The sequence below is a fragment of the Chelativorans intermedius genome (assembly GCF_025398255.1).
GTDB classification, from domain to species: domain Bacteria; phylum Pseudomonadota; class Alphaproteobacteria; order Rhizobiales; family Rhizobiaceae; genus Chelativorans; species Chelativorans intermedius.
The window spans coordinates 86,231-111,975 of record NZ_JAODNW010000015.1 but is presented as its reverse complement, the minus strand read 5'-3'; the positions used below and the strand labels follow the sequence as shown (position 1 = coordinate 111,975).

The 25,745-nt window shown below is 68.6% G+C and carries 19 protein-coding genes and 1 pseudogene; 15 read left to right on the top strand and 5 right to left on the bottom strand.

The genetic code is table 11. The features are described from left to right. The first annotated feature begins 86 nt into the window (after positions 1 to 86). The 3 genes from NYR58_RS12335 to polA all read left to right on the top strand — a co-directional run bounded on the left by NYR58_RS12335 (position 87) and on the right by polA (position 7,398). A complete protein-coding gene (locus NYR58_RS12335) occupies positions 87 to 902 on the top strand; it encodes a tetratricopeptide repeat protein (RefSeq protein ID WP_261521160.1) in 816 nt (271 codons plus the stop codon). Between the two features lie 111 nt (positions 903 to 1,013). Then, positions 1,014 to 4,121 carry a UvrD-helicase domain-containing protein gene (locus NYR58_RS12330; RefSeq protein WP_261521159.1) on the top strand — a complete coding sequence of 1,036 codons (3,108 nt, stop codon included), beginning with the start codon at positions 1,014 to 1,016 and terminating at the stop codon, positions 4,119 to 4,121. Positions 4,122 to 4,482: 361 nt separating this feature from the next. Further along, on the top strand, positions 4,483 to 7,398 hold the full coding sequence (gene polA, locus NYR58_RS12325; RefSeq protein ID WP_261521158.1) for a DNA polymerase I: 2,916 nt from the start codon (positions 4,483 to 4,485) through the stop codon (positions 7,396 to 7,398). 39 nt (positions 7,399 to 7,437) lie between these two features. Here the strand turns inward: polA and NYR58_RS12320 are convergent, their stop codons facing one another. From NYR58_RS12320 to NYR58_RS12305, 4 genes are all read right to left on the bottom strand, one after another. Further along, positions 7,438 to 7,995, bottom strand: a complete 558-nt coding sequence (locus NYR58_RS12320) for a thioredoxin family protein (RefSeq protein ID WP_261521157.1) — start codon at positions 7,993 to 7,995, stop codon at positions 7,438 to 7,440. A gap of 50 nt (positions 7,996 to 8,045) precedes the next feature. After that, positions 8,046 to 8,717, bottom strand: a complete 672-nt coding sequence (gene rpe / locus NYR58_RS12315) for a ribulose-phosphate 3-epimerase (RefSeq protein ID WP_261521156.1) — start codon at positions 8,715 to 8,717, stop codon at positions 8,046 to 8,048. Between the two features lie 169 nt (positions 8,718 to 8,886). Then, on the bottom strand, positions 8,887 to 9,585 hold the full coding sequence (locus tag NYR58_RS12310) for a GntR family transcriptional regulator (protein WP_261521155.1): 699 nt from the start codon (positions 9,583 to 9,585) through the stop codon (positions 8,887 to 8,889). Continuing rightward, positions 9,582 to 10,946 carry a formimidoylglutamate deiminase gene (locus NYR58_RS12305; RefSeq protein ID WP_261521154.1) on the bottom strand — a complete coding sequence of 455 codons (1,365 nt, stop codon included), beginning with the start codon at positions 10,944 to 10,946 and terminating at the stop codon, positions 9,582 to 9,584. The genes NYR58_RS12310 and NYR58_RS12305 overlap by 4 nt, the downstream gene beginning before the upstream one ends. Before the next feature lie 83 nt (positions 10,947 to 11,029). On the opposite strand from NYR58_RS12305, the gene hutI reads away from it, so the two are divergent. The 7 genes from hutI (at position 11,030) to NYR58_RS12270 (ending at position 19,500) form a co-directional block, all read left to right on the top strand. Then, complete coding sequence (gene hutI, locus NYR58_RS12300) at positions 11,030 to 12,238, top strand: imidazolonepropionase (RefSeq protein ID WP_261521153.1); 1,209 nt, start codon at positions 11,030 to 11,032, stop codon at positions 12,236 to 12,238. Next, positions 12,235 to 13,776 (top strand): histidine ammonia-lyase, encoded by a 1,542-nt coding sequence (hutH, locus tag NYR58_RS12295; RefSeq protein ID WP_261521152.1) that lies wholly within the window; start codon positions 12,235 to 12,237, stop codon positions 13,774 to 13,776. The genes hutI and hutH overlap by 4 nt, the downstream gene beginning before the upstream one ends. Continuing rightward, positions 13,773 to 14,582, top strand: a complete 810-nt coding sequence (gene hutG, locus NYR58_RS12290) for an N-formylglutamate deformylase (protein WP_261521151.1) — start codon at positions 13,773 to 13,775, stop codon at positions 14,580 to 14,582. The genes hutH and hutG overlap by 4 nt, the downstream gene beginning before the upstream one ends. Then, positions 14,579 to 16,252, top strand: coding sequence for a urocanate hydratase (gene hutU / locus NYR58_RS12285; protein WP_261521150.1), 1,674 nt, complete (start codon positions 14,579 to 14,581; stop codon positions 16,250 to 16,252). Before hutG ends, hutU begins: the two co-directional genes overlap by 4 nt. Positions 16,253 to 16,274: 22 nt before the next feature. Beyond that, positions 16,275 to 17,363 carry a TRAP transporter substrate-binding protein gene (locus NYR58_RS12280; protein ID WP_261521149.1) on the top strand — a complete coding sequence of 363 codons (1,089 nt, stop codon included), beginning with the start codon at positions 16,275 to 16,277 and terminating at the stop codon, positions 17,361 to 17,363. 80 nt (positions 17,364 to 17,443) lie between these two features. Further along, positions 17,444 to 17,953, top strand: coding sequence for a TRAP transporter small permease subunit (locus NYR58_RS12275; protein ID WP_261521148.1), 510 nt, complete (start codon positions 17,444 to 17,446; stop codon positions 17,951 to 17,953). After that, entirely contained in the window at positions 17,950 to 19,500 is a 1,551-nt protein-coding gene (locus tag NYR58_RS12270; RefSeq protein WP_261521147.1) for a TRAP transporter large permease, read from the top strand. Before NYR58_RS12275 ends, NYR58_RS12270 begins: the two co-directional genes overlap by 4 nt. A 136-nt stretch (positions 19,501 to 19,636) precedes the next feature. Here NYR58_RS12270 and NYR58_RS12265 read toward each other — a convergent pair. After that, positions 19,637 to 19,775: pseudogene (locus NYR58_RS12265) on the bottom strand (helix-turn-helix domain-containing protein); the annotation flags it as partial. 249 nt (positions 19,776 to 20,024) lie between these two features. Here NYR58_RS12265 and NYR58_RS12260 point away from each other — a divergent pair. From NYR58_RS12260 to NYR58_RS12240, 5 genes are all read left to right on the top strand, one after another. Beyond that, entirely contained in the window at positions 20,025 to 20,345 is a 321-nt protein-coding gene (locus tag NYR58_RS12260) for an ArsR/SmtB family transcription factor (RefSeq protein ID WP_261521146.1), read from the top strand. Positions 20,346 to 20,863: 518 nt separating this feature from the next. Beyond that, positions 20,864 to 22,057: an aspartate aminotransferase family protein gene (locus tag NYR58_RS12255; RefSeq protein WP_261521145.1), complete on the top strand. Its 1,194-nt coding sequence runs from the start codon at positions 20,864 to 20,866 to the stop codon at positions 22,055 to 22,057. Between the two features lie 17 nt (positions 22,058 to 22,074). Further along, entirely contained in the window at positions 22,075 to 22,989 is a 915-nt protein-coding gene (gene argF, locus NYR58_RS12250) for an ornithine carbamoyltransferase (protein WP_261521144.1), read from the top strand. Continuing rightward, the gene (locus NYR58_RS12245; protein ID WP_261521184.1) at positions 22,971 to 23,972 is read left to right on the top strand and encodes an Hsp33 family molecular chaperone; all 1,002 of its coding nucleotides are present in this window, start codon (positions 22,971 to 22,973) and stop codon (positions 23,970 to 23,972) included. Before argF ends, NYR58_RS12245 begins: the two co-directional genes overlap by 19 nt. Positions 23,973 to 24,071: 99 nt before the next feature. Further along, on the top strand, positions 24,072 to 25,742 hold the full coding sequence (locus tag NYR58_RS12240) for a Na/Pi cotransporter family protein (protein ID WP_261521143.1): 1,671 nt from the start codon (positions 24,072 to 24,074) through the stop codon (positions 25,740 to 25,742). Positions 25,743 to 25,745 lie beyond the last annotated feature (3 nt).

The following is a 25,745-nucleotide window of genomic DNA, read 5'->3' as shown; positions in this document are numbered from 1 at the left end:
TTAACGCTCCGTTAGGGTTAACAGAATACTTCTTGGCCGGGGAAGGCCCCGAAGGGGCTGTCTGCAAGAGATGCGGAGGGGCGCGCATGTTCACCCATCATCCGGCACGTCAGGGGCTACGCATCGGCGTGGCGACGCTGCTTCTGGCTGCCGCTCTCGCCGGCTGCGCCAGCCAGGGCCGCAGGGCCGATGCCGTCACCACCGGCTCGGTCACGCCCGGCGGCGAGAGCACCGTAGCCTCCATGTCGGCGCGCGAGCTGGAAGCCGCCACCGCCAGTCTCGGCAAGCTCTACAGCCGCAACCCGCAGGACAGGGGCACGGCGCTGCGCTACGCCAATATCCTGCAGATGAGCGGGCGGGTGGACCAGTCGCTCGCCGTCATGCGCAAGCTCGCCATCGCCTATCCCGAGGACCGCGAGGTGCTGGCCGCCTATGGCAAGGCCCTGGCCGCCGCCGGCGAGCTGGAGCCGGCGCTGGATGCCGTGCGCCGCGCCCAGACGCCGGAATATCCCGACTGGCGCCTGCTGTCGGCGGAAGGGGCGATCCTCGACCAGCTCGGCGAGCCGGAGCAGGCGCGCGCGCTCTACCGCCGCGCCCTCGACCTGCAGCCCGACGAGCCCTCGGTGCTGTCCAATCTCGGCATGTCCTATGTGCTGACGGGCGATCTCAAGAAGGCGGAAGAGCACATGCGCCAGGCCGCCGCCGTGCCCGGCGCCGACAGCCGCGTGCGCCAGAACCTGGCGCTCGTGGTGGGCCTGCAGGGCCGCTTCGCGGAGGCCGAAAAGATCGCCCGCCGCGAGCTTTCCCCCGCCCAGGCCGAGGCCAATGTCGCCTATCTGCGCGCCATGCTGGCCCAAGGCGACAGCTGGGCGCAGATCGCCCGCGAGGACGGCGGGGCCTGAGCCGGGGCATCCGCGGGCCCGGCGCCGCGCCGGGCGTCCGGGCTGTGGAAAGCAGGGCCTGTCCGGTCCGAGGCTTTTGACGGGCCGCCGGCGGCTGCTATTGCTTTCTCCATGCCCTTTCACGCCGATCTGCACGTTCACTCGAAATATTCCCGTGCCACCAGCCGGGATCTCGATCTCGAACACCTTGCCTGGTGGGCGGCGCTGAAGGGCATTGCCGTGGTGGGCACCGGAGACTGCGTGCACCCTGCCTGGCTTGCCGAGATCAGGGAAAAGCTGGTGCCCGATGGCGGCGGGCTCTTCCGCCTGAGGCGGGAGATCGAGGCACAGATCGAAAAGACGCTGCCGCCCGCCTGCCGCAGGCCGGTGCGCTTCATGCTGTCCACGGAAATCTCGACCATCTACAAGAAGGGCGAGAAGACGCGGAAGGTCCACCACCTCATCTATGCGCCGGACCTCGACACCGTCGACCGGCTGGCCGCCAGCCTGGCGCGCATCGGCAACATCGCCTCCGACGGCCGGCCGATCCTGGGGCTCGATTCGCGCGACCTGCTGGAGATCGCGCTGGATTCGGGCCCCCATGCCTATCTGGTGCCGGCGCATATCTGGACGCCATGGTTCGCCGCTCTCGGCTCCCAGTCCGGTTTCGATTCCATCGAGGAATGTTACGGCGACCTGGCATCCCACATCTTCGCCGTGGAGACGGGGCTTTCCTCCGACCCGGAGATGAACTGGCGCGTCTCCTCCCTCGACCGCTACCGGCTGACCTCCAATTCCGATGCGCACTCGCCGGGCAAGCTCGGCCGCGAGGCGACCCGCTTTTCCTGTGAGCCCGACTATTTCGCCATCCGCCGGGCGCTGGAGACGGGAGAGGGCTATGCGGGCACGGTGGAGTTCTTCCCCGAGGAAGGGAAGTACCACATGGACGGGCACCGGGCCTGCGGGGTGCGGCTGGAGCCGAAGGAGACACTGGCGCTCGACGGGCGCTGCCCCGTGTGCGGCGGCCGCGTGACGGTGGGCGTGGCGCACCGCGTGGAAAAGCTGGCCGACCGGCAGGAGGCGGTGCCGCCGCCGACGGCCGGCGCCGTGGCAAGCCTGGTGCCGCTGCCCGAAATGCTGTCGGAAATCCTGGGCAGCGGCGTCGCCTCCAAGACCGTGCGCCACGCCTACGACCGCGTTACCGCCGCGCTCGGTGCGGAGCTTTCCATTCTGGAAGAGGTGCCGGTCGAGGACATCGGCCGCGCCGACAGCCTGCTTGGCGAGGCGGTGGAGCGGCTGCGCGCGGGCAGGGTCATCCGCCAGGCGGGTTATGATGGCGAGTATGGCGTGATCCGGCTGTTCGAGGAAGGGGAGATCGACCGCCTCACCAGGGGCGATCTGCTGTTTGACGCCCCGCTGCGCCGGCGCAAGCGGGCGCAACGGCCGCAGGCGGCCCCGCCCGCCGACGCCGGGACGGGGGAGGATCCTGCCCCCGCCGCCCCCGCCGCGTCTGCACGGACGGGCGTGCTTTCCGCCCTCGACGCCGATCAGGCCGCGGCCGCCGCCATGGTGGACGGGGCGCTGATGGTGATTGCCGGGCCCGGTTCGGGCAAGACGCGCATGCTCACCCGCCGCATCGCGCATCTGGTGCTGGAGCGTGGCGTTGCGGCCGCCTCGTGCCTTGCCGTCACCTTCACGCGCAAGGCGACGGAGGAGCTTCGCGCGCGCCTCGCCGCGCTGATGCCGGACGCGGCCCGGCACGTGGCGGTGCACAGCTTTCACACGCTGGGCCTTGCCATCCTGCGCGCCCATGGGCAGGCGCTCGGCCTTGCCGAAGGTTTTCGCATCGCCGGCGAGGGCGAGCGCATGGCAGCGCTTGCCGCCGCCATGTCGACAAGCGAGCGTCGGGCGGGCCGCCTCCTGAAGGCCGTCTCCCTATCGAAACGCACCGGAGTGCCGGAGGAGGGCGAGGCCGCCGAGGCCCGCGCCGTGCTCGACCGCCTGGGGCGTGCGGGAAACTGGGTGGACTTCGACGACCTGGTGGCCCTGCCGGTGGCGCTTCTGGAGCAGGACGAGGGGATCGCCGCGCTGTGGCGGGAGCGCTTCAGCCACATCCTGGCCGACGAGTTCCAGGACGTGGACGAGCAGCAATATCGCCTCCTGCAGCTGCTTGCCGGGCCGCAGGGCAATCTGTGCGTGATCGGCGATCCGAACCAGGCGATCTATGGTTTCCGGGGCGCGGATGCCGGCTGCTTTGCCCGTTTCATGCGCGACTTTCCTGCCGCCCGCACCGCGCGGCTCAGGCACAATTACCGCTCCACCGGCACCATCGCCACGGCCGCCGCCCGCCTCGTCGGCGCCGAGGCCGAGGGCATCACGCGTGCGATGGCAGCCCCCATCGTCGTTCACACCGCCGCGGACGAGGCAGCCGAGGCGGCCTTCGTCGCCGCCACCATCGAGGAAATGCTGGGCGGGCACGACATGCTGGCCGCCCACGGCGCCCGGCGTGGCGGAAAGGGGGCGGCACCGCTGGGCTTTGCCGATTTTGCCGTGCTCTACCGCACCGACGCGCAGGCGGGCGCCCTGCGCGAGGCGTTCGACCGCGCCGGCATCCCCTTCAGGAAAAGCACCCCGGCGCCGCTGACCGGCCACGCGGGTGTTGCCGCGCTCATGCGCGCGCTCGCCGAAGGCGCGGAAGCCGCGCCCGGCACGGATCTGCCGTCGCGTCTTGCGGCAGCCGCCGAGGCGGCACGCGCCGCCGGAGAGACCGACGCGGCGGCTCTGGCCGAGGCGCGGGGCTGGCTTGCCGCACTTGCCGCTTCCCCGGACGTGGCTGGCGACATGGCCCGCCTGGCGGAGGCGGTTGCGCTCTCGACCGAGGCCGATTTCCACGACCCGCGTGCCGACCGCGTGTCGCTGATGACCATGCACGCCGCCAAGGGGCTCGAATTTTGCGCCGTCTTCGTGATCGGCATGGAGGCGGGGATCGTGCCGTTCTCATGGGGCGCGCCGGAAGAGATGGATGCAGGCGCGCAGGCGGAGGAGCGCCGCCTCCTCTATGTGGCCATGACGCGGGCGAAGGACCGGCTGTTTCTCACCCGCGCCGGCCGGCGCTTCTGGCGCGGCGCGGTGCGCGCACTGCCGCCGTCCCCCTTTCTCGACGCCATCCCCGCCACCCTGACGACCGCCAGCACGGCGGCCGGGCGGCAGCGAAGAGCGCAGCAGCTCAACCTGTTCTGAGGGCCTGCCGGCTGGGCGGCCTTTACGCGAATCGGGAATGGGCCTAAAAAAGTGCCGCCGTGGCGGAGGGGAAGCCACGGCGGCCTTGCAGTATGCCGCGGCAGCCCGGAGAGGGGGAAAAGGCTGCCGCTCTCTATATGTCCGGTTCAGGCGGGGGACGGGCCTTAGCCGGACTTTGCTCGGCGGAATATTGCCGATATCCAGATATGTTGTGCGCCAAAATGGCTATTCAAGGGCCAAAAAGTTACACCTTTGTAATATTTCTGTTACCGACGGCCCGGCGTCACCATCTGGCGGCAGGCTGTGGCCTTCCCTGCCTTGGCGATGGACAGGGCAGGCGCGGCGCGCTACCCGTTTGCCCATGAAAAAAGGCGACCATCTCTTCCTCGTCGATGGCTCGGGATACATCTTCCGCGCCTATCACGCCCTCCCGCCGCTGACGCGCAAATCCGACGGGCTGCCCGTCGGTGCCGTTTCGGGCTTCTGCAACATGCTGTGGAAGCTCCTGCGCAATGCCCGCGACACGGAGGTGGGCGTCACGCCGACCCATTTCGCCGTTATCTTCGACTATTCCTCGAAGACGTTCCGCAACGAGATCTACCCCGAATACAAGGCAAACCGGGCGGAGCCGCCGGAGGATCTGGTTCCCCAGTTCGGGCTGATCCGCGAGGCCACACGCGCCTTCGACCTGCCCTGCATCGAGATGGAGGGCTATGAGGCCGACGATCTGATCGCCACCTATGCGCGGCTGGCGGTGGAGGCGGGGGGCGACGCCACCATCGTCTCCTCCGACAAGGACCTGATGCAGCTCGTGGGTCCTTGCGTCTCCATGTACGACCCCATGAAGGACCGGGAGATCGGCATTGAGGAGGTGGTCGAGAAATGGGGCGTGCCGCCGGAGAAGATGATCGACCTGCAGGCGCTCACTGGCGATTCGATCGACAATGTGCCGGGCGTGCCGGGCATCGGGCCGAAGACGGCCGCCCAGCTTCTGGAGGAATATGGCGATCTCGATACGCTGCTTTCCCGCGCCGGCGAGATCAAGCAGAACAAGCGCCGTGAAAACCTGCTCGCCAATGCCGACAAGGCGCGCCTTTCGCGCGAGCTGGTGCGGCTGAAGAACGATGTTCCGGTGGAGCTGGGGCTCGACGCCCTGGAGCTCAGGCCGCCGGACGGGCCGAAGCTGATCGCCTTCCTGAAGGCCATGGAGTTTTCCACCCTCACGCGGCGCGTGGCCGAGGCCACGGGCACCGACGCCGCCGAGGTGGAGCCGGCCTTCGTGGAGGTGGAGGAGGGCGCCGCCGCCCGCGGGCCGGATGTCGGCACGGCCTCGCCGAGCGGCGGGGACGGGACTGGCGTGCCGGAAGAGGCCGATACGCCGGAAAAGCTGGCCAGGAAGCGCGCCGAGGCGGCGCTGGGGGAGGCGATCGACCACGCCGCCTATGTCTGCATTCGCGACCTGGAGACGCTCGGAAAATGGGTGGAGGAGGCGCGCGAGGCCGGGCTTGTCGCCTTCGATACGGAGACCACCTCGCTCGATCCCATGCAGGCGGAGATCGTCGGCTTTTCGCTTGCCACGGCGCCGGGCCGTGCCGCCTATGTGCCGCTCAACCACAAGAGCGGCAACGGGGACCTTCTGGGCGGCGGCCGCGTCGACGGCCAGATCGGCACGGCCGAGGCGCTGTCGGCCATCCGGCCGCTGCTCGAGGACGGCTCGGTCCTGAAGATCGGCCAGAACCTGAAATATGACTGGCTTCTGCTGTTCCGCCAGGGCATCGAGATCGCGCCCTATGACGACACGATGCTCATGTCCTATGTGCTGGAGGCGGGCGCCCAGGCACACGGCATGGACGCGCTGTCGCAGCGCTGGCTGGGCCACACGCCGCTTTCCTACAAGGAGCTGACCGGCTCGGGCCGCGCCAAGGTGACCTTCGACATGGTGGACATCGAGAAGGCCACCGCCTATGCGGCGGAGGACGCCGACATCACCCTGCGGCTGTGGCGCGTGCTCAAGCCGCAGCTCGCCGCGCGCGGGCTCGTCTCCGTCTATGAGCGGCTGGAGCGGCCGATGGTCTCCGTCATCTGCCGCATGGAGCACCGCGGCATCACCGTCGATCGGCAGATCCTTTCGCGCATGTCCGGCGATTTCGCGCAGACGGCGGCGGCGATGGAGGAGGAGATCTATGCGCTTGCCGGCGAGCGCTTCACCATCGGCTCGCCCAAGCAGCTGGGCGAGATCCTGTTCGGCAGGATGGGCCTGCCCGGCGGCACGAAGACGAAGACGGGCCAGTGGTCCACCTCCGCCCAGGTGCTGGAGGAACTGGCCGCGGCCGGCCACGAACTGCCCCGCAAGATCGTCGACTGGCGGCAGGTCACGAAGCTGAAATCCACCTATACCGACGCGCTGCCGGGCTACATCCACCCCGAGACGGGGCGCGTGCACACCTCCTATTCGCTGGCCTCCACCACCACCGGGCGGCTTTCCTCATCCGAGCCGAACCTGCAGAACATCCCGGTGCGCACGGCCGAGGGGCGCAAGATCCGCACCGCCTTCGTCGCGCCGAAGGGGCGCAAGCTCATCTCGGCCGATTACAGCCAGATCGAGCTGCGCGTGCTCGCCCATGTGGCCGACATCCCGCAGCTCAAGCAGGCCTTCGCCGACGGGCTGGACATCCACGCGCTCACCGCCTCGGAGATGTTCGGCGTGCCGGTGGAGGGTATGCCGGGCGAGGTGCGCCGGCGCGCCAAGGCCATCAATTTCGGCATCATCTACGGCATCTCGGCCTATGGGCTGGCGAACCAGCTCGGCATCCCGCGCGAGGAGGCGGGGGCCTATATCAAGCGCTATTTCGAGCGCTTCCCCGGCATCAGGGACTATATGGAGCGCACCAAGGCGTTCTGCCGCGAGAACGGCTATGTGGAAACCGTCTTCGGCCGGCGCGCCTACTATCCCGAGATCCGTTCCTCCAACCCCTCCATCCGCGCCTTCAACGAGCGCGCAGCCATCAACGCGCCCATCCAGGGTTCGGCCGCCGACATCATCCGCCGCGCCATGATGCGCATGGATGCCGCCCTCGCGCAGGACGGGCTCGGCGATGTCGTCATGCTCCTGCAGGTGCACGACGAGCTGATTTTCGAGGCGCCGGAAGAGATGGTGGACAAGGCCATTCCCATCATCCGCACGGTGATGGAAAACGCCGCCCTGCCGGCCCGCGCCCTCTCCGTGCCGCTGAAGGTGGACGCCCGCGCCGCCGACAACTGGGAAGAGGCGCATTGAAGGCCGCATTGAAGGCGGCGCGCGAAGCCTGCCCCTTCCTCAGGCCGCGTCCTTCCACTTGATCGAGCAGCCCATGGAGGGAACCTGTTCCTGCGGCCCTTTCCCCGTCCTGGCCACCTGGACCATCGCCTCGTAGAGGTCGCGCCTCAGCTCCGGGGGCGCCGGCTCGGTGCGCGCGGCGTCGAGACGGCCGCGATACTGCAACTTCATCTCCCTGTTGAAGCCGAAGAAATCCGGCGTGCATACCGCGCCGTAGGCGCGCGCCACGCTCTGGTCCTCGTCGTGCAGATAGGGGAAGGGGAAGCCGTGCTGGCGGGCGAACGCCACCATCTTGTCGAAGGAGTCCTCCGGGTAGGCGACGGCGTCGTTGGAATTGATGGCGACGAAGCCGATGCCGTGCTCCCCGAGGTCGCGGGCATCGCGCACGATGCGGTCGACCACCGCCTTCACATAGGGGCAATGGTTGCAGATGAAGACGACCACCAGCCCGTTGGGGCCGGCCTGGCCGAAGATGCTGTGCATCTTGCCGTCGGTGCCGCGGAGCGTGGCGTCGACCGCCGGCCATCCGAAATCGCACACGGGTGGAACTGCTGCCATGGTCTCGTCCTCCGTTTCGCCTGCCTGCCTCTGGCGGCCTGCAGGCAGTTTCAGCCGCCCGCTGCCTCGCGGATGGCGGCGATGTTGCGCGCATAGGCGGCCGCGCCGCCCCGGAAGACGGCAGAGCCGGCCACCAGCACATTGGCGCCGGCCTCGACGATGGCGCCGGCCGTGTCGGGCGCGATGCCGCCATCCACCTCGATGTCGATCGGGCGCTCGCCGATCATGGCACGCACCAGGCGCACCTTCTCCACCATCGCGGGAATGAAGGCCTGGCCGCCGAAACCCGGATTAACCGTCATCACGAGCACCAGGTCAACATCGTCCAGCACATGTTGGATGGCGCTTGCCGGCGTTGCCGGGTTGAGCGCCACCCCGGCCTTCTTGCCCAGCTTGCGGATGGTCTGCAGCGAGCGATGAAGGTGCGGCCCCGCCTCCGCATGCACGGTGATGATGTCGCAGCCCGCTTCCGCGAAGTCGGCGATATAGGGGTCGGCCGGTGCGATCATCAGATGGCAGTCGAAGACCTTGTCCGTCGATGGCCGGATCGCCTTCACCACCGGCGGGCCAAAGGTGATGTTGGGCACGAAGTGCCCGTCCATGATGTCGAGATGGATCCAGTCCGCGCCGGCCGCCGCCGCGGCCTCGACCTCCGCGCCGAGGCGCGAGAAGTCGGCGGAGAGGATGGAAGGGGCGATGGCGAGCGGCCGGCTGGCGGGCATGGAGCGTTTCCTGGCATCGGTGACGTTCGCCCTCTGCCCTACAGCATTTTGCAGCCAGATGGAATCATCTGGCGTTGCACAAATGCGGCAAAAACAAAGAGATGGACCGGGTCAGCGTTTCAATGAAACGATGAACCAGTCTAGCGTCCCGCGCCGGCGATGTCGAGGCTTACAGCCTGGTGACCATGCGGTGGGAAGGGGGGTGCACCATGCGCACCAGCGTGATCGGCAGGTCTCCCAGCCAGGTGATGCGCTCGGCCACGAAGACGGGCGATCCCTCGCCGAGCCCCAGAAGCGACCCTTCCTCCCCGTCCGCGGCGGCGGCGGCGAAGGTGAACTCGGCCTCGGTGAAGGGCGCGTTGGCGACCAGCCATTCGTTGGGGCTCGTGGCGGCGAAATCCGCCTCGCGGGCCGCCGGCACCGCGTCGAGATTGATCCAGCGGTCCTCATACTGATAGGGCGCGCGGTCGGCCAGATGCAGGCAGCGCACATGCATGAGCGGCACGCTCTCTCCCAGGCCCAGGCGGGCGCGCACGATCTCCGGCGGCCTTTCCTCCCGCCGCGACAGAAGCCGGTACTGGTAGGCCGCGCCGCGCCCCTCGATCTCCTGGCGCACCAGCGGGATGACGAAGCGCGCCTCGCGCACCGGGTGCAGCGCGACGCGGGTGCCGGCCCGCCGCCGGCGCTCGATCAGCCCGGCGCGCGCCAGCTCCTGCAGCGCGCGGTTGACGGTGGCGCGCGCCGCGCCGAACTCGCGCGCCAGCGCCTCCTCGCCGGGGATCAGCGCGCCGGGCCGCCATTGCCGCTCGGAGATGCGCCGCGCCATCTCGTCGCGTATGGCGCGGAAGGAGGTGCGCGCGCCGGTCATGGGCCGGCCATCAGCTTCTCGAGGGTTGCCGAATAGCGGCGGCCGATCGCGTCGCGCGCCACGTGGCGGCCGGCGTGCACCACGTGGCGGCCGGCCGACCAGAGGTCCGTCACCGCATCGTTGCCGCCGGCGAAGATCCAGCCGTCGAGCAGCGTGTCGCCCGCCGCCCTGCCGGCGAAGGCGCCGGGATCGAGCGCCACGAGATCCGCCCATCGGCCGGCCTCCAGGGCACCCGAGTGGCGGCCGAGCGCCTGTGCGCCGCCGGCGAGCGCGGCCTCGTAGAGCGTGCGCCCGCAGGAGCCGCCGGGCGGCGCCAGCACGGCGCGGGCCCTGAGCCCCAGCCGTTGCGAATATTCGAGCTGGCGCAGTTCCTCCGCCACCGAGATGCGCACGTTGGAGTCGCTGCCCACCCCCAGCGTGCCGCCGGCCTCGCGGAAGGTGGCGCCATCGAAGATGCCGTCTCCCAGATTGGCCTCGGTGATGGGGCACAGCCCCGCCACGGCGCCGCACCGCGCGAGCGCCCTGGTCTCCGCCTCCTCCATGTGCGTGGCGTGGATGAGGCACCAGCGCTGGTCCACCGCGACCTCGCCCAGAAGGAAGGCCACGGGCCGGGCACCATGCACGGCGCGGATTTCCTCGACCTCCGCCACCTGCTCGGCAATGTGGATGTGAAAGGGCGCCTGCGGGCGCAGCGCCACCGCCGCGCGGATGTCGTCCACCTCCACGGCACGCAGCGAGTGGGCGGCCGCCCCCAGACGCGCGTCGCCGGGCAGCGCAGCCACATGCGCCTCAGCCCGCGTCACGAGGCGCTCGAAGGCATCCCGGTCGTTGCCGAAGCGCAACTGCCCGCCGGCGAGCGGGCGCCTGTCGGCCCCGCCATGGCGGTAGAGCACGGGCAGAAGGGTGAGCCCGATGCCCGTTTCTCCCGCCGCCGCGACGACGCGGGCGCTCATCTCCGCAATGTCGTCATAGGGGGCGCCGCCCGGCTGGTGATGCAGATAGTGAAACTCGGCCACGGCGCAGAAGCCGGCTTCCAGCATCTCCATGAAGGCAAAGGCCGCCACCGCCTGCACATCCTGCGGCGAGAGCCGGTCGAGGAAGCGGTACATGATCTCGCGCCACGTCCAGAAGCTGTCGTGCCCTGCCTGTCCGCGCCGTTCTGCCAGGCCGGCCATGGCGCGTTGGAAGGTGTGGCTGTGCAGGTTGGCGGGAGCGGGCAGGAGCACCGGCACGACATGCGCCGTGCCCGGCGCCGCGCCCGGCACCACCGCGGCGATGCGCCCGCCATCGTCGATCGTCACGCGCACATTGTCCTGCCAGCCTTGGGGGGTGAGTGCGGTTCGGGCGAAAATCTCTTGCATGGAGCGGCAATCCGAGGTTACAAGTCATTTTGTATAGACATAATAGCACAAAGTCTAGACAAAGCAGCGGGTCTCCTCAAGCGATGAAGCGTGTGGTTCTCACCCAAGCAAGGATAGCCACCATGGCGCGCGGCGGCCCGCCCTATGGGCTGGTGGCGGATGGCGCGATCGCCGTCGAGGAGGGCCGCATCGCCTGGGTGGGCCCGCGCGACGCGCTGCCGGGCGAATGGGCCGCCGCCGAGCGGGTGAGCGCCGGCGGGCGGCTTGCCACCCCGGCGCTCGTCGACTGCCACACCCACCTCGTCTTCGGCGGCGAGCGGGCGCGCGAGTTCGAGAAGCGGCTCCAGGGTGCCAGCTATGAGGAGATCGCCCGCGCCGGCGGCGGCATCGTCTCCACCGTGGCCGCGACCCGCGCCATGGGCGAGGAGGCGCTGGCCGAAGCCGCGCTGCCGCGCCTCGACGCGCTGCTCGCCGAGGGCGTGACGACGGTGGAGGTCAAGTCCGGCTATGGCCTGACGGTGGAGGACGAGCTGAAGATGCTGCGCGCCGCGCGCAGGCTTGAAGGGCTGCGCCGGGTGCGGGTCAGGACCAGCTATCTGGCGGCCCACGCGGTGCCGCCGGAATATCGGGGCCGCGCCGACGCCTATATCGACGAGGTGGTGCTGCCCGGCATGGAGGCGGCGCACGCGGCCGGCCTGGCCGATGCCGTCGACGGCTTCTGCGAGGGCATTGCCTTCTCGCCGGATCAGATCGCCCGCGTCTTCGAGAAGGCGCGCGCCCTCGGCCTGCCGGTCAAGCTTCACGCCGAGCAGCTTTCCAACCTGGGCGGCGCAGCCCTTGCCGCGCGCCACGGCGCGCTTTCGGCCGATCATCTGGAATATCTGGATGAAGAAGGCATCGCCGCCATGGCGGGCGCCGGCACGGTGGCCGTGCTGCTGCCCGGCGCCTTCTACACGCTGCGCGAGGAAAAGGTGCCGCCCGTGGCGGGGTTGCGCGCCGCCGGCGTGCCGATGGCCGTGGCCACGGACTGCAATCCCGGCTCCTCGCCGCTTGCCTCCCTGCTTCTTGCGATGAACATGGCCTGCACGCTCTTCCGCCTGACCCCGGAGGAGGCGCTGGCCGGTGCCACGCGCGAGGCCGCCCGCGCTCTCGGCCTGCAGGCCGAGTTGGGCACCATCGAGGTGGGAAAGCGTGCCGAGATCGCCCTGTGGGATGTCGAGCACCCGGCCGAGCTGTCCTACCGCATCGGCTTCAACCCCCTGCATGGGCTTTTCCCTGGAGAACCCGCATGACGATCACCGTCACGCCCGGTCAGGTGTCCATTCATACGCTGGAGCGCATCTGGCGGGAGGGGACGCCCGTGCGCCTTGACCCGGCCTGTCATCCGGCCATCGAGGCCGGTGCCGCGCGCATCGTCGAGATCGCCGGGGGACAGGCGGCCGTCTATGGCGTCAACACCGGCTTCGGCAAGCTTGCCAGCGTGCGCATTCCCGCCAGTGACGTCACCACCCTGCAGCGCAACCTCATCCTGTCCCATTGCTGTGGCGTCGGCGCGCCGCTCGGCGAGGATGTCGTGCGCCTTGTCATGGCGCTGAAGCTGATGTCGCTCGGCCGTGGCGCCTCCGGCGTGCGTCTGCAGATCGTGCACCTTCTGGAAGCGATGCTGGCGCGCGGTGTCATCCCGGTCATGCCGGAAAAGGGCTCGGTGGGTGCCTCCGGGGATCTGGCGCCCCTGGCGCATCTCGCCGCCGTGATGATCGGCGAGGGCGAAGCCTTTCATGGCGGCAAAAGATTGCCGGCTAAACAAGCGCTGCAAGAGGCCGGCCTTGCCCCCGTCGCGCTTGCCGCAAAGGAGGGGCTGGCGCTCATCAACGGCACGCAGGTTTCCACCGCGCTGGCGCTCGCCGGCCTCTTCCGCGCCCATCGCGCGGCACGAGCGGCCGTCATCACCGGCGCCCTGTCCACCGATGCCGCGATGGGCTCCTCGGCCCCCTTCCACCCGGAAATCCATGCGCTGCGCGGCCACGGCGGACAGATCGACACGGCGGCCGCGCTCTGGAGGCTGCTCGAAGGCTCCGAGATCCGCGAAAGCCATCGCGAGGGCGACGAGCGCGTGCAGGACCCCTATTGCATCCGCTGCCAGCCGCAGGTCGACGGCGCCTGCCTCGACCTGCTGCGCCAGACGGCCCGCACCCTGACCATCGAGGCCAACGCCGTGACCGACAACCCGCTGATCCTGTCGGACGGCACGGTCGCTTCCGGTGGCAACTTCCATGCCGAGCCGGTGGCCCTGGCCGCCGATCAGATCGCGCTTGCCATCTGCGAGATCGGCGCCATCGCCCAGCGACGTATCGCCCTTCTGGTCGATCCCGCACTCTCCTTCGGCCTGCCGGCCTTTCTGGCCAGGGAGCCGGGGCTCAACTCCGGCCTGATGATCGCCGAGGTCACATCCGCCGCGCTGATGTCGGAGAACAAGCAGAAGGCCCACCCGGCATCGGTCGACTCCACGCCCACCTCGGCCAATCAGGAGGATCACGTCTCCATGGCCTGCCACGGCGCGCGGCGCCTCCTCGACATGAGCGAAAACCTTTTCGCGATTCTGGGCATCGAGGCCGTGACGGCCGCCCAGGGCATCGACCTGCGTGCTCCGCTCAGGACCAGCCCCGAGCTTGCCAGGGCGCACGCCGCCATCCGCTCCGTCGTGCCGGGCCTCGACGCCGACCGTTTCATGGCGGGCGATCTCGAAGCGGCCATCGCGCTGGTGCGCTCGGGCGCGCTCAATGCCAGCGTCTCGCCCGGCATCCTGCCGGAACTGAGGAGCGAGCCATGAGTCCGGTGGAGGTCGTCCAGGGTTCGTCGCCCATCATTCTCGGCCTGCCGCACACGGGCACGCACGTCCCCGAGGAGATTGCCGCGCGGCTGAACGAGGAAGGCAGAAAGCTGCGCGATACGGACTGGCATGTCGACACGCTCTATCGCGGCCTGCTTGCCGACGTGACGACGGTGCGCGCCACCTTCCACCGCTACGTCATCGACCCCAACCGTGACCCCTCCGGCAGGAGCCTCTATCCGGGCCAGAACACCACGGGGCTGGTGCCGCTCACCGATTTCGACGATCAGCCCATCTGGAAGAAGGGCGAGGAGCCCGGCGAGACGGATGTCGCGGCGCGGCTGGCCGCCTTCCACCGCCCCTATCATGCCGCGCTGGAGGGCGAGATTGCGCGCGTCAGGGCGCTGCATGGCGTGGCGATCCTCTACGACTGCCATTCCATCCGCTCGCGCTGTCCGTTTCTCTTCGAGGGCGTCCTGCCCGACTTCAACATCGGCACCGATAACGGGCGAAGCTGCGCGCCACAGGTGGAGGCGGCCGCGGCGGAGATCTGCAGCCGTGCCGCGGGTTATGCCAGTGTCGTCAACGGCCGTTTCCGCGGCGGCTGGACGACGCGCCACTACGGACGGCCCGCCGACGGCGTGCATGCCATCCAGATGGAGCTTGCCCAGTCCACCTATCTCGCCAGCGAGAGCCTTCCCTTCGCCTATGACGAGACGAGGGCGGCGCGCCTGCGCCCGCATCTGGCGGCCATTCTGGAGCGGCTGGCCGCGCTCGCCCCTTCCCTCAAGGAGAACAAGCCATGACCGACCCCCGACACAACACCCGCGAGGTGAGGGCCCCGCGCGGGCCCGAGCTCAACGCCAAGAGCTGGCTGACCGAGGCGCCGCTCAGGATGCTGATGAACAATCTCGACCCGGACGTGGCCGAAAACCCCAACGAGCTGGTGGTCTATGGCGGCATCGGACGGGCGGCGCGCACCTGGGACGACTTCGACCGCATCGTCGCCACGCTCAAGACACTGGAGGAGGATGAAACGCTGCTCGTGCAGTCCGGCAAGCCGGTGGGCGTGTTCCGCACCCACGCGGACGCGCCGCGCGTGCTCATTGCCAATTCCAACCTCGTGCCGCACTGGGCCAATTGGGACCATTTCAACCGGCTCGACCGCGCCGGGCTGATGATGTACGGCCAGATGACGGCGGGCTCGTGGATCTATATCGGCAGCCAGGGCATCGTGCAGGGCACCTACGAGACCTTCGCCGAGGCAGGCCGCCAGCACTATGAGGGCAATCTGAAGGGCCGCTGGATCCTGACGGCCGGCCTCGGCGGCATGGGCGGCGCCCAACCGCTGGCTGCGACGCTCGCCGGCGCCTGCTGCCTGGCCGTCGAATGCGACGAGAGCCGCATCGACTTCCGCCTGCGCACCCGTTACCTGGACGAGAAGGCCAGGAGCCTCGACGAGGCGCTGGCGATGATCGACCGCTGGACGAAGGCCGGCGAGGCGAGGTCGGTCGGTCTGTTGGGCAACGCCGCCGAAATCGTGCCCGAGCTGGTGAGGCGGGGAGTGCGGCCCGACATCGTCACCGATCAGACATCCGCCCATGACCCGCTGAACGGCTATCTGCCCAAGGGCTGGTCGCTGGCCGAATGGCGCGAGAAGCGCGAGCGCGACCCGAAGGCGGTGGAAAAGGCCGCCCGCGCCTCCATGCGCGAGCATGTGGAGGCGATGGTCGCCTTCTGGAACGCCGGCGTGCCAACCGTCGACTACGGCAACAACATCCGCCAGGTGGCAAGGGAGGAGGGCCTGGAGAACGCCTTCGCCTTCCCCGGTTTCGTGCCGGCCTATATCCGCCCGCTCTTCTGCCGCGGCATCGGCCCCTTCCGCTGGGCGGCCCTTTCGGGCGACCCGGAGGACATCTACCGCACCGACGAGAAGGTGAAGGAGCTTCTGCCGGACAACGATCACCTGCACCGCTGGCTGGACATGGCGAAGGAGCGCATCGCCTTTCAGGGCCTGCCGGCGCGCATCTGCTGGGTGGGGCTGGGCGACCGCCACCGCCTCGGCCTCGCCTTCAACGAGATGGTGGCGAAGGGCGAATTGAAGGCGCCGGTTGTCATCGGCCGCGACCATCTCGATTCGGGCTCCGTCGCCTCGCCCAACCGCGAGACGGAAGGCATGAAGGACGGCTCCGACGCCGTCTCGGACTGGCCGCTGCTGAACGCGCTTCTCAACACCGCATCCGGCGCCACCTGGGTTTCGCTGCACCATGGCGGCGGCGTCGGCATGGGCTTCTCCCAGCATGCCGGCATGGTCATCTGCGCCGACGGCACGCAGGCCGCGGCCCGGCGGCTGGAGCGCGTCCTGTGGAACGATCCGGCCACCGGCGTGATGCGTCACGCCGACGCCGGCTACGAGGAGGCGCTCGACTGGGCGAAACAAAAGGGATTGCGGCTGCCCGCAATTCTGGGAAACTGAGCAAGCAGAAAGGGGAACAGAGATGAAGAGACGGCAATTTCTCAAGGCGGCTGGCATGACCGGCGTGGCGGGCCTGGCGGCGCCCGCCATCGCGCAGGAAAGGCGCAGGTGGAAGATGGTCACCGCCTGGCCCAAGAACCTGCCCGGCCCCGGCGTGGCCGCGCAGATGCTGGCCGACCGCATCACCGCGCTTTCCGGTGGCCGCCTCGAAGTGGAGCTCTACGCGGCGGGCGAGCTGGTGCCCGGCAACGGCGTCTTCGATGCCGTCTCGGAGGGCACCGCCGAGCTCTACCATGCCGTGCCTGCCTACTGGGGCTCGAAGTCCCGCGGCATCCTTCTGTTCGGCTCGCAGCCCTTCGGTCTGCGCGCCGACGAGCAGCTCGGCTGGCTGATCCACGGCGGTGGGCAGGAGCTTTATGACGAGATGTATGCGCGCTTCGGCCTCAAGCCCTTCCTGTGCGGCAACTCCGGCCCGCAATGGCAAGGCTGGTTCCGCAAGGAGATAAGCTCGGTGGACGATCTCAAGGGGCTTCGCTTCCGCACAACGGGTCTGGCTTCCGAGATGTGCTCCAGGCTTGGCATGGCGGTTCAGGCCATGGGCGGCGGCGACATGTTCCAGGCGTTGCAGTCGGGCGCGCTGGATGCCGGCGAGTTCATCGGCCCGTGGACGGACTCCGCGCTCGGCTTCTATCAGGTCGCGCCCTTCTATTACTGGCCCGGCGTCGGCGAGCCGTCTTCGGCGGAGGAATGCGCGGTCAATCTGAGCGCCTACGAGGCGCTGCCCGACGATCTGAAACAGGCCGTCGCCTATGCCTGCCAGTCGCTCTACAACCCGGTGTGGACGGAGTATTCCACAAAGCACGCCCAGGCGCTCAAGCAGCTCGTCGAGGAACATGGCGTGCAGGTGCGCCAGCTTCCCGAAGAGGTGATGGTGGCCATGGGCAACGCCGCCGGCGAGGTCATCGCCGAGTTGCGCGACGACGGGGACGAGCTGGTGCGGCGCATCGTCGACAGCTTCCTTGCCTATCGCGCCAGCATCGCCGAGTACATGGTCTATGCGGACAACGGGCAGATGAACGCCCGGGCGCTGGACTACAGCTACGGCGGGTGAGCACCGCGCCCTGCCTTTCCCTTCGGCCCCCGCCGGCGGGCGGGGGCCCGTTCCCGCCAGTGCCTGAGGAGTGAACGGTGATGCCACGGCTTGCGGCCGCTCTCGACCAGATCAACCGTACGGTGGGCGCCACGGTGCGGTGGCTTGCGCTCGTCATGGTGCTTGTGCAGTTCGGCGCGGTGATCCTGCGCTATGTCTACGGCATCAGCTTCATCTTCCTCAACGAAAGCGTGCTCTACATGCATGCGGCCCTATTCATGCTGGGCGCGGGATACACCCTTCTGGTCGATGGCCATGTGCGCGTCGACATCTTTTATGAGAGGCTGCCGGTGCGCCGCCGGGCGCTGGTGAACGTTCTCGGCGCGGCGCTGTTTCTGCTGCCCTCCACCTTGATGATCGCCTGGTTCTCCTGGCCCTCCGTGCGCAATTCATGGGCGGTGCTGGAGGGGGCGATCTCGGTGGGCGGCATTCCTGCCTCCTTCCTGCTGAAATCGCTCATACCGGCGTTCTGCGGGCTGCTCGCCATACAGGGGCTGGCCTGTCTTCTGCGCGATATCGCCCTGTGGCGCGGCGGGGCGGAGGCTGCATGACCATGCCGCTCGACCTCCTGATGTTTGCCGCGCTCATCGCGGCCATTCTTTCCGGCTACCCGGTATCCTTCATGCTGGCCGGCACGGCGGCCTTCTTCGCGCTCATCGGCTGGCTGGCCGGCCAGTTCGAACCGTCGCTTCTCGGGGCGCTCGGCCAGCGGTTCTTCGGCGTGCTCACCAACGATGTGCTCATCGCAATACCGCTGTTCGTCTTCATGGGCGTGGTGCTGGAGAAAAGCCGCATCGCGGAGGAGCTGCTGGAGACCATGGGGCGCCTGTTCGGCCCCATCCGCGGCGGGCTCGGGATTTCGGCGGTGGTCGTGGGGGCGCTTCTGGCCGCCTCCACGGGCATCGTGGGGGCGACGGTGGTCGCCATGGGGCTCATCGCCCTGCCCACCATGGTCCGCAACGGCTACGACCCCAGACTTGCTTCGGGAACCGTGTGCACGGCCGGCACGCTCGGCCAGATCATTCCTCCCTCGACCCTGCTCATCATCCTGGCCGACGTCATGTCGAACGCCTATCAGCAGGCGCAGTACGCCCAGGGCAAGTTCAGCGTCGAGACGATCTCGGTGGGCGAGATGTTCGCCGCCGCCCTGCTGCCGGGCCTCGCCCTGGTGGCAATCTACATTCTCTACCTCCTGGCGCGGGCGACGTTTACGCCGAAGGCCGCCCCGGCGCTGGCCAATGCCGGCGAGCGGCCGTCCGGCCGCGAGGTCATGCGTGCCGTGGTGCCGCCGGTGGTTCTGATCGTGGCCGTGCTGGGTTCCATTCTGGGCGGCATTGCCACGCCGAGCGAGGCGGCGAGCGTGGGTGCGGTCGGCGCGCTGCTCCTGGCGGGAGCGCGGGCCGGGGCCGGCGCGCGGCTCATCGTTGCCGGCGCGGTGGCCCTCGGCCTTGTGGCAGTGCTGGCCGGGCTGGCGCCCGTTCGCCTGCAGCGCAGCGATACCGGCGCGCTCGACTGGGCGCTGGGCGGTCTGGCAACGCTGCTCGTCGCCGTCGGCGTCGTGGCGATCCTGCAATCCATCCGGCGGGCGCGGGCGCAGGCCATCCTCACTCCCATCGTCACCTCGACCATGACGGTGACGGCCATGATCTTCGCCACCATCCTCACCGCTTCCGTCTTTTCGCTCGTCTTCCGCGGGCTGGGCGGCGATGCGCGGCTGGAGGAAATCCTCACGGCGATGCCCGGCGGGCCGCAGGGGGCGCTCGTCTTCGTCATGGCGCTGATCTTCGTCCTCGGGTTCTTTCTCGATTTCGTGGAAATCTCGATCATCGTCCTGCCGCTCGTGACACCCGTGCTCATTCTCATGGGGCACGACCCGCTTTGGCTGGCGGTGCTGATCGCCATTAACCTGCAGACTTCGTTCCTCACGCCGCCGTTCGGCTTCTCCCTCTTCTATCTGCGCGCCGCCGCTCCGAAGGAGATCACCACCGGCCAGATCTATCGCGGCGTGATCCCCTACATCCTCCTGCAGATAGCCGGCATGGGCGTGGTCTGGCTCGCGCCTTCGGTGGCCACCTGGTTGCCGCGCGTGGTGTTCTGAAAAAAAGGTGGCTGTCGAAGGGGTCTCTCGACACTGATTCAATTGAGCAATCGTTGATTTGGTGGAGGATTCGCGCTGGGCCGGAAAGAACGCGATCAACTCGGACTGTTCATGACCGGTCCGCTGCGGCAGCCCATGTGCGCTTTCGCCACCTGGCGACGGTCTTCTGATTGATCCCGTAGCGCTTGGCCAGCGCTCTCAGGCTCTCTTGGCTATTCCGTATGGCTCGACGGATCGCCGCTGTCGTCGTGGCGCCCGTGGTGAACCTGGTCCATAGCGCATCCTTTGATAAAGTCGACGCGGTCTAAATACCACTTGGCCCCTCTCGAAAGTTCATGGAGACAGTTCGACGCGAGTCTCTCCGCCAGTTTGCGTAAATTATTCAGTGCTTTCCCTGACATCTCCCTGATTGCGATGACGCAGCCGGAAGGTAGGCTGCGTGGACCTTGTTGCCCGGGTTGGGAACGAGGCATCTTGATATGCAGGTATTTATCTGCATCTTCTCTCCAAGACGAGCAGGACCGATGGACGCTGACAAGGTTTTCAAGGCGCTGGCCGATCCGACGCGCAGAAAGCTGCTTGACCTTCTTTGCGAGAGGAACGGGCAGACGCTTGGCCAGCTTTGCGAGAACCTTGACATGGCGCGGCAATCCGCCACGCAGCACCTCCAGATATTGGAGGCAGCCAACTTGGTGAGCTCCGTCAGGCGTGGCCGGGAAAAGCTGCACTTCATCAATCCCGTGCCGCTTCATGAGGTCTACGAACGGTGGGTGCGGAAATTCGAGCGTCAGCGGCTCAGCCTCCTGCACGACCTGAAAAAGGAACTGGAAGGAAAGCAGCCATGACCAGAGAGATGACCAGCTTTACGAGCTCGAAGCCGGCAGTGGCATGGCGAAGGGCATCAGCAGAGGTTGGCCGGTGGTTCTCTCCAGCCGGAAATCCTTTCTGGAGACCGGCCGGGGCTTCGACCTTTCGGGCAGGTCGAAGGCTGCCTGAGCCTGGCGCCCGCTCACGAGGCGGCGCTGCCATTCCCTCGGAAAGGGCGTGACATGCGCTGGCTGATTGCGGCGACGAAGATTTCCTCCGGGACGGGGAAGCCGTGTCCGATGCGGGCTGCCCGGATTGGCTGAAGCGTGATCCTGAAGTGCGGGATTTCAGACAGGGCAGGCCCCAAAGCCGGCCGGCGGAGCCGCGAGGCTCCCATAGCGATCCTGGCGGGGCCGGCGGGCGCGTTGACTTCGCGCCGGAAAATGCTGATAACTGCGCGCATGCCGCCCCTCGGGCGGCATTTTGGTTTCACCAGCCCGCTGCCGGCGCTGCCCTGCCGGTGCCGCGGCGGGCGCTGTGGAGTGATGACGTGTTCATGAGCGGTTCGGCGCTGTACGATACCTATGCACGGGCTCCCCTCGCCTTCGAGCGCGGCGAGGGATGCTGGCTGATCACCGAAGACGGGACGCGCTATCTCGATTTTGCCGCCGGCATTGCCGTCAACTCGCTGGGCCATGCCCATCCGCATCTGGTGGCCGCTCTCGTCGGCCAGGCGGGGCGCCTGTGGCATGTCTCCAACCTCTACGAGATCCCTGGCCAGCGCCGGCTTGGGGAGCGGCTTGCCGCCGCCACTTTCGCCGACAGGGTGTTCTTCGCCAATTCCGGCGCGGAGGCCCTGGAATGCGCCATCAAGACGGCGCGGCGCTATCACTTCGTCAACGGCGCGGAGAACCGCACGCGCATCATCACCTTCGAGGGCGCCTTTCACGGCCGCACGCTGGCCACCATCGCCGCCGGCGGCCAGAAGAAATATCTGGAGGGCTTCGGCCCGCCGGTGGCGGGCTTCGACCAGGTGCCCTTCGGCGACCTGCAGGCGGTGGAAAAGGCCATCGGCCCGGACACGGCGGCCATCCTCGTGGAGCCGATGCAGGGCGAGGGCGGCATCCGCCGGCTCGCCCCGGCCGCGATGCGCCGGCTGCGCGAGCTGTGCGACGCCCACGGCCTGCTGCTCATTCTCGACGAGGTGCAGACCGGCATCGGCCGCACGGGCAGGTTTCTGGCGCACGAGTGGTCGGGGGTGAGCCCCGACATCGCCGCCATCGCCAAGGGCATCGGCGGCGGCTTCCCGCTCGGCGCCTGCCTGGCCACGGAGGAAGCGGCAAAGGGCATGACGCCCGGCGTCCACGGCACCACCTTCGGCGGCAACCCGCTTGCCATGGCCGTCGGCAACGCCGTGCTCGACATCGTTCTGGAAGAGGGCTTTCTGGAAGAGGTGGCACGCAAGGGCCTGCTTCTGAAGCAGGGGCTGGCGGCGATCGCCGACGCGTTCCCCGATCTCGTGGAGGAGGTGCGTGGCGAGGGGCTGATGCTCGGCCTGCGCTGCAAGGTGCCGAACACGGCGGTGCAGAAGGCCCTGCGCGAGGAGAAGCTGCTGTGCGCCCCGGCCGGCGAGAACGTGGTGCGGCTCCTGCCACCGCTCATCGTGGGCGACGAGGAGATCAACGATGCGCTGGAGCGCATCCGCGCTGCCCTGGCGGCGATGCGCACGCACGCCCAGGCGGGCGGCTGAGAAGCGAAGGAAGGCCCATGACGAGCCCACGCCATTTCATCGACCTCTCCGCCGTTTCGGCCGACGATCTGCGCTTCATGCTGGACGATGCGCGCGCGCGCAAGGAGAGGCTGAAGACCGGCGAGACCGACAGGCCCCTTGCCGGCAAGGTGCTGGCCATGATCTTCGACAAGCCGTCGACGCGCACCCGCGTCTCCTTCGATGTCGGGATGCGCCAGCTCGGCGGCGAGACCATCATGCTGACCGGCGCGGAAATGCAGCTCGGCCGCAGCGAGACCATTGCCGACACCGCCAAGGTGCTGTCGCGCTATGTGGACGCGATCATGATCCGCACCACCAGCCACGACCGGCTTCTGGAGCTGGCGGAGAACGCCACGGTGCCCGTCATCAACGGGCTGACCGACGACACGCATCCCTGCCAGATCATGGCCGACATCATGACCTATGAAGAACATCGCGGCAGCGTGAAGGACCGGCTCTTCGCGTGGACGGGGGACGGCAACAATGTGCTGCATTCGCTGCTGGAGGCATCCGCCCGCTTCGGCTTCCGGCTCAACATCGCGGTGCCCGCCGGCAGCGAGCCGCAGGCGCGCTATGTGGAGTGGGCAAGGGCCAATGGCGGGCGCGTCACCATCACGCAATCGCCGCAGGAGGCGGTGCGGGGAGCCGACTGCGTGGTCACCGACACCTGGGTTTCCATGGGGCAGGAGCACCGCGCCCGCGGCCACAACGTGTTCCAGCCCTATCAGGTGAACGAGGCGCTGATGCGCCACGCCAAGGAGGATGCCCTCTTCATGCACTGCCTGCCGGCCCATCGCGGCGAAGAGGTGACGGACGAGGTGATCGACGGGCCGCATTCGGTGGTCTTCGACGAGGCGGAAAACCGCCTCCACGCGCAGAAGGCGGTTCTTGCCTGGTGTCTGAAACCGTGAGCGAGCAGACGATCAGACTGGGCGATTTCGGCTTTGCCGGCGACGACCACGTGGTGCCCTTCGACGTGGAGACGCTGGACGTGCGCGGGCGCGCGGTTCAGCTCGGCCCGATGCTCGACCAGATCCTGTCGCGCCATGCCTATCCCGAGCCGGTGGCGCGCCTGCTGGCCGAGGTGGTCGTGCTGACGGCGCTGCTGGGCAGCGCGCTCAAGTTCGAGGGAAAGTTCATCGTCCAGACGCGCACCGACGGGCCGGTGGACATGCTGGTGGCCGATTTTACCACGCCGGGCGCACTGCGTGCCTATGCGCGGTTCGACGCGGCGCGGCTGCAGGAGGCCGTCGCGCAGGGCGCGGACTCTCCGCAGGCGCTGCTTGGTGTCGGCGTTCTGGCGCTGACCGTCGACCAGGGGCCGCACATGCGGCGCTATCAGGGCATCGTGGAGCTCGACGGCTCTTCCCTGGAGGATGTGGCGCGCGCCTATTTCCGCCAGTCGGAACAGATTCCCACGGAAGTGCGCCTTGCCGTCGCCCGCATCGTCGTGCCGGGGGAGCAGGGTGCCGAACGCTGGCGCGCCGGCGGGCTCCTGCTGCAGTTCATGCCCGCCGCCTCCGAACGCGCCCGCATGGCCGACCTGCCGGGCGGCGACGGCGACGAGGAGGATGCCGGCGGCGGCCACCCGGAAGACAATGCCTGGCAGGAGGCGCTGGCGCTGCTGGCGACGGTGGAGGCGGACGAGCTGCTCGACCCTTCCGTGGGCGTCGAGCGCCTGCTCTACCGCCTGTTCCACGAGCAGGGCGTGCGCGTCTACGAGGGGGTGGACGTGATCGACCGATGCTCGTGCTCGCGCGAGCGGATCAGGGCCATTCTCGACAGCTTCACCGCGCAGGAAATCGAGGAAAGCACGGAGGAAGACGGCGTGATCCGCGTGAGCTGCGAGTTCTGCTCCAAGGACTATGCCTTCGACGCCAAGGAGTTCAAATAGACGCGCTGGCGCAGCCCGCCGGAGAAGCGCATAATGGCGGGCGGCATACCCCCGCACGGAGCGGGGGGGAAGCCGGACCGAGGCAAACGGAAGGGCGCGATGAACGGCATAGCGGTGATTGCGCATCTTGCCGGTGCCATCGCCTTGCTCCTGTGGGCGACGCGGATGGTGCGCACCGGCGTGACCCGCGCCTATGGCGATGTGCTGCGGCAGAAGCTGCGGCGGGCGCTGCGCTTTTCGCTGGCCGCCGTCCTGGCCGGCACGGGCATGGCCATCGCGCTGCAGAGCTCGACGGCCGTCAGCCTGCTGGTCGGCTCCTTCGTGGGCTCGGGCATCGTGGGCGGCACGGCGGGCCTTGCCGCCGTGCTCGGCGCCGATCTGGGATCGGCCCTGGTGGTGCGGATCCTGAGCCTCGATCTGAGCCTGTTGATCCCGCTCATGCTGCTTGCCGGCACCGGGGTGTTCTTCTGGTCGCAGCAGCGCGTCTGGCGCCAGCTCGGGCGCGTGCTCGTGGGGCTCGGCCTCATCCTCCTGTCCCTGCAGATGATCGGCGATGCCTCCGAACCCCTGCGCGAAAGCCAGGTGCTGCCCGTCATCACGGGCTATCTGGCGCAGGACCCGGGAACCGCCTTCCTGATCGCGGCGGTGGTGACATGGCTGTTCCACTCCAGCGTTGCCGCCGTGCTGCTCATCGCCGCCCTGGCGGCGCGCGGCGTTGTGCCGTCCGGCCTTGCCATCATGCTCGTCCTGGGCGCCAATCTGGGCGCCGGGCTGATTGCCATGGGCCTGTCGCGGGCGATGCCGGCGGCGGCGCGCGCCGTGCCGCTCGGCAACCTGCTCCTGCGCGGCACCTTCGCCGTCGCCGCGGCCCTGGCCGTCGCCCTCCTCGAGCCTTCGCCGGCGCTGCTGGGCATCGGCCCCGAGGCGCAGGCCATCCACGCCCACATCGCGTTCAATCTGGCGGTGGTGATGCTGGGCCTGCCGCTCGCCCCGCTCGTCCATCGCACGGCGGCCGCCCTCCTCCTGCGCCTCGGCGCGCCGCAGAAGGGCAGCGCCGAAGCCCCCTTCGAGACCGATCTCAGCGTGCTCGACCCCGACGCCCTCTCGCGGCCGGCCGAGGCGCTGGCCAACGCCACGCGCGCCGCCCTGCGCCTGTGCGAGACGGTGGAGATCATGCTGGTGCGCATCATCGCGCTCTACGAGACCTACAGCGCGGAGGCCGCGGAGGCGCTGGCCGCGCTCGACGACGAGATCGACCGCCGCCACGCGGCCATCAAGCTCTATCTGGCCGAGATCGCCTCGGGCAAGCTGAACGAAAAGGAAGCCCGCCGCGTGCAGGAGCTGCTGGGCGCCTGCATCAAGCTGGAGCAGGCGGGGGACATCATCGTGCGCAACATGCTGCCGCATGTGCGCAAGAAGCACGAGCGGGGGCTGACCTTCACGCCGGAGGGCTGGCGCGAGGTGGCGGATTTTCACGCCGCCGTTCTCGCCAATGCCCGGCTCGCCTTCAACGTTCTGGTGTCGCGCGACAAGCAGACGGCACGCCAACTGGTGCACGAGAAGGACAGGCTGCGCGAGCGCGAAAGGCAAACCAACGAGCGGCATTTCGAGCGGCTGCGTCGCGGCCAGGCCGACAGCATCGAATCGAGTGCCCTGCACCTCGACACGATCCGCGATCTCAAGCAGATCAACGCTCTGCTGGCCTCCACCGCCTATCCGGTGCTGGAGGAGGAAGGCATGCTGCGCGCCTCGCGCCTCGATGCCGCTTGAGGG